This is a genomic window from Neisseria sp. P0021.S005, from assembly GCF_051956955.1.
This window is the reverse complement of the sequence record NZ_JBQCWY010000279.1, coordinates 1-3833: the sequence shown is the minus strand read 5'-3', so window position 1 is coordinate 3833 and position 3833 is coordinate 1. Positions and strand designations below refer to the sequence as shown.

At 42.8% G+C, this 3833-nt stretch carries 2 protein-coding genes and 1 pseudogene; all 3 read right to left on the bottom strand.

The features are described 5' to 3' along the window. Window positions 1–121, bottom strand: a pseudogene (locus ACTHUE_RS12635) (porin); the annotation flags it as partial. A gap of 313 nt (window positions 122–434) precedes the next feature. After that, on the bottom strand, window positions 435–1280 hold the full coding sequence (gene truA / locus ACTHUE_RS12630; RefSeq protein WP_070824311.1) for a tRNA pseudouridine(38-40) synthase TruA: 846 nt from the start codon (window positions 1278–1280) through the stop codon (window positions 435–437). Window positions 1281–1507: 227 nt separating this feature from the next. Then, on the bottom strand, window positions 1508–3493 hold the full coding sequence (locus ACTHUE_RS12625) for a FimV/HubP family polar landmark protein (protein WP_107810942.1): 1986 nt from the start codon (window positions 3491–3493) through the stop codon (window positions 1508–1510). Between the last annotated feature and the right edge of the window lie 340 nt (window positions 3494–3833).

Here is a 3833-nt window from a genome sequence, read left to right as displayed (position 1 = left end):
TCTTACCCTCTTTTACTTTAGAAATTTCTACGCCAGCTTTAATTTGACCGTACAGAGTTACGTCAGCCATAGCTGCAACAGGCAGGGCAGCCAGAGTCAGGGCAATCAGGGATTTTTTCATTGCTGTATTCCTTTTCTATTGTGAAGAAATAACTTAAGCAGACCGGACAATCCGCTTAGGCTTACTTTATCGCTGGAATCAGCGATTCCATGACTGTCACTATAATTGTTCCTTTCTAAAAAAACAAACTTTATTCAATTCCCCCCCACTACCGTAGAAACCAAATAAAGGTAGAGACAACCCAAATAATGGAAATTTATTATTTAAAATCAATGATAAATTTCTTCAAAACCCAAATTTGCATTTTTACAACACTTTATCAGTTTACACATCAATCACGCTATTTTGTTGCTTTTATACCAACAATCCGCAGTCAGGCCGTCTGAAAATCATTACCTAGAACGCTCATCCACTCGGGCAAAGATAGTTGTGTCACCCCAAACTCATCAGGATAGTCAACACCTGTTAAATATAGACCATCAGACATAAAAGTTGGCGGAGCCTTCAATCTGCTTTTTGCATGAAAGACCGACTCAAACTCATCTACACTGATTCTGCCACTACCTACGTACACCAATGCCCCCATAATATTGCGTACCATATGATGCAAGAATGCATTTCCATGCAAATCAAGGCACAGATAGCGAGAAGTTCCACTAATCTTTGTACTATATAGTGTCTTTATAGGGGACTTCGCCTGACATTCGGCCGCTCGAAAGCTGGAAAAGTCATGTTCCCCCTCCAACAAGGCAGCAGCCTGCCTCATCAGATTTAAATCTAATTTCAAATGCGTCCACCCTACTCTGCCAACTAATAATGGAGAACGAACCGGTGAAGATTCCAATAAATAGCGATAATGGCGGCCATAAGCATCAAATCGGGCATGGAAATGAGGTACAACTTTTTGCGCAACCAACACAGCAACACCATCAGGCAAATGTGCATTGACACCACGCACCCATGCTTGCTCCGGACGACTTACTGACGTATCAAAATGCACCACTTGAGCAGTTGCATGCACACCCGTATCCGTCCTTCCCGCAACAATAGTATTAATTTGCTCCCTTGCTATTGAAGACAACGCCTGCTCTAAGGCCGTCTGAACAGTCGGCAAATCTCCGGCCTGTTTTTGCCAACCATAAAAACGGCTTCCATCATAAGAGAGGGTCAAAGCCCAACGCTGCATCAGATGCCCTGTTGTATTTGCTTGTTCAGTCATTTCTTATACTTCTTGTAAATTGATATTGTTGCCTACGCTTAAGCAACAAATATTAAAAAGGCGTGATCAACACACGCCTCCATTATGTATTTCAGACGGCCTTCATCTTCAACCATCACATAAAGCTGAAATCTTACCCAACTGATAATAGACTCAGCTAAAATCTTGCTTTTTAATTTACCATAAAAAAGATGCCGTCTGAAACGGCATCTTCATTTTACTGGTACTTATACGCCAAGCTCTTTCATCAGTTTTTGGGCTTTATACAGAATATCTCCTTCAGCCTCTTCAATCAGCGCTTGCAATGTTTCTCGAGCCGCTTCAGGATCACCGATTTCGATATACATCTTAGCCAAATCATATTTGGCTTCAAGCGGTGCAGTCATACCGACTGATTCTGAAACAAAGCCTCTTTCACTATTGCTTTTATCGGCAGCCACTGAAACATCTTCAGCTCCCCATTCCAATGCACCTTCTTCAATCACAAACTCAGAAGCAGCTTCTTCTTTCTCTACTTCTTCTTTGGTTTCTTGAATTTGCAAGTCTTGATCTTGCTTGATATCGAATGGCAACACATGGCCGTCTGAATCTTCAGGGGTATCTACCGTAAACTCGAGTGGCTCTTCATTTCTTGACTCGAAGACTTTTGTTTCTGTCGCAAAATCAAACTCATCAAATGTATTTACCTGCTCTTCTTTACGTTCAGGCATAACAACGGATACCGGCTGATATGGATTTTCCGGTTCAGGCTCGTACACGCTTTCTGTTGATTCGATACTATCCCAATCAGCATAGCGACGTTGCTCTGTCTCTGCATCATGCGTTACTGCACCTGAAAGAATACCTGTCTGACTATTGTCAATCTTACCCAAATCAAGTTTAACATCATTAATAGTGGAAGATTCTTCTACTTCATTGATGACCACATCATCTTCGAAATCGTCTTCGATAAACAGACCGTCTTGAATTTTTTCAGACGGCGTTACTTTAGTTGTAGCAACCGCAGCAGCTGAAGCAGCAACATTTTTCTGTACAGCCTTTTCTTCATCCTTACGGCTTACAGGCGCTGCTTCCGGCTCATCTTTACGTTTACCGGCAGCTTTCAACAACAACCAAGCAGCAATAAGGGCTGCACCGCCTGCCAATAACCATTTCCATAAATTACCATCTGATTCGCTTTCTGTTTGCTCCGCGACAGAATCAGTGGTTGCAACAGGCTCAGAAGCCACTATATTCTCTTGAGCATCGGAAGCCATAGCTTCTTGAATATCGGACGCAGGAACAGTCGATGCGGCTTTTTCATTAACCGCTGCAGATGCTGCTTGTTCTGTTTGTTCAGCTGAAGCTTGTTTTACTTCTTCCTGTTGCTGTGTATTTACGCCAGCATCTTTAACCTGAGCTTCAGTTTGAGCATCAGGCTGAACAACAGGTTTTTCTGTTTTAGCCTCTGTTGTATTAGCGGTTTCATTAGCTTTTTCTGTTGCCGTATTAGTTTTAGCAGGAGCAGAAGCAGCCAAGCGTTGCAATTCGCTACGGTTTGGAATATTCAGTACTTTACCTGCCAACATACGGTTGGCATTATTATCAATAAACACATCCGGGTTGGCATTTACCAAAGCCTGGATGGTTTGATCCAAGGTCATACCTTGCGGACGGATGCTCGACGCAATGGCCATCAGGGTTTCACCCGTACGCACCAAATGCTGTCTGCCTAAACGTGAGGCAGTGTCGTTTTTAGCAGAGGCCGTCTGAACTTGTTTTTTCTCAGCCTTACGCTGCACATCCTTACGCACCTGAGTGGCCTGATTACCTGCTGCTTTATTATTTTTCGTTGCAGGCTGTTGGACATTACGTGTCGGCTCGGAGGATTGAGATTCAGTGGCCGGACGGGTACGAACAGATGCAGCATCTTTAGAATCATATCCGGCCGGATCGATAATGGCGGTGTATTCACGCGATTGCGCGCCGATACCTACTTGGAAAACCAAAACAGGATCTTTGATGGCTTGAGAAGAGCGGATAGTAACGACTGCCTTATCGCCTGATTTGCGTACCGCCGCGCGCAAATTGCCATTTGAAATAGTGGCCTTACCGCCATTGAGCAGAGCCTGAGCTTCCTCACCAGTCACAGTGATACTGCCTGTAAAAGGCTCACCCAAATGAGATTGAACATTCAAGCCCCCCAAACCCGCAGAGGCACTGAGCGATGTCATTAAAGCGATAGAAGCTGTAATTAATTTAATATTGTGATGTTTTTTCAAAACGGATCCCCTGTTCGAAAATTATGGTACTAACCAATGTGCGCGCATTCAACCATATATTTACTAGATATTACGTCATGATATATTTTTAACCTATTCCTGCCAAGCAATAGAGGCTATTCAGCCTAAAATTCCTTAGCAAATCTATTACTTTTGCATGCTTGTGTTTCTTTTTTACAAATTTCGCTAACCCAAAACAAATATTTTATATAAATATATGTGGTATTAAAGTCATGGGGAAAGGTGCAAAAAAACACATCTCCCTGTATGATTAGCATTTACTCAATTAGTT

Coding starts and splice junctions, on each gene's coding strand:
- ACTHUE_RS12625 (WP_107810942.1), bottom strand. CDS start 3,493: ATGACATCGCTCAGTGCCTCTGCGGGTTTGGGGGGCTTGAATGTTCAA.
- truA (WP_070824311.1), bottom strand. CDS start 1,280: ATGACTGAACAAGCAAATACAACAGGGCATCTGATGCAGCGTTGGGCT.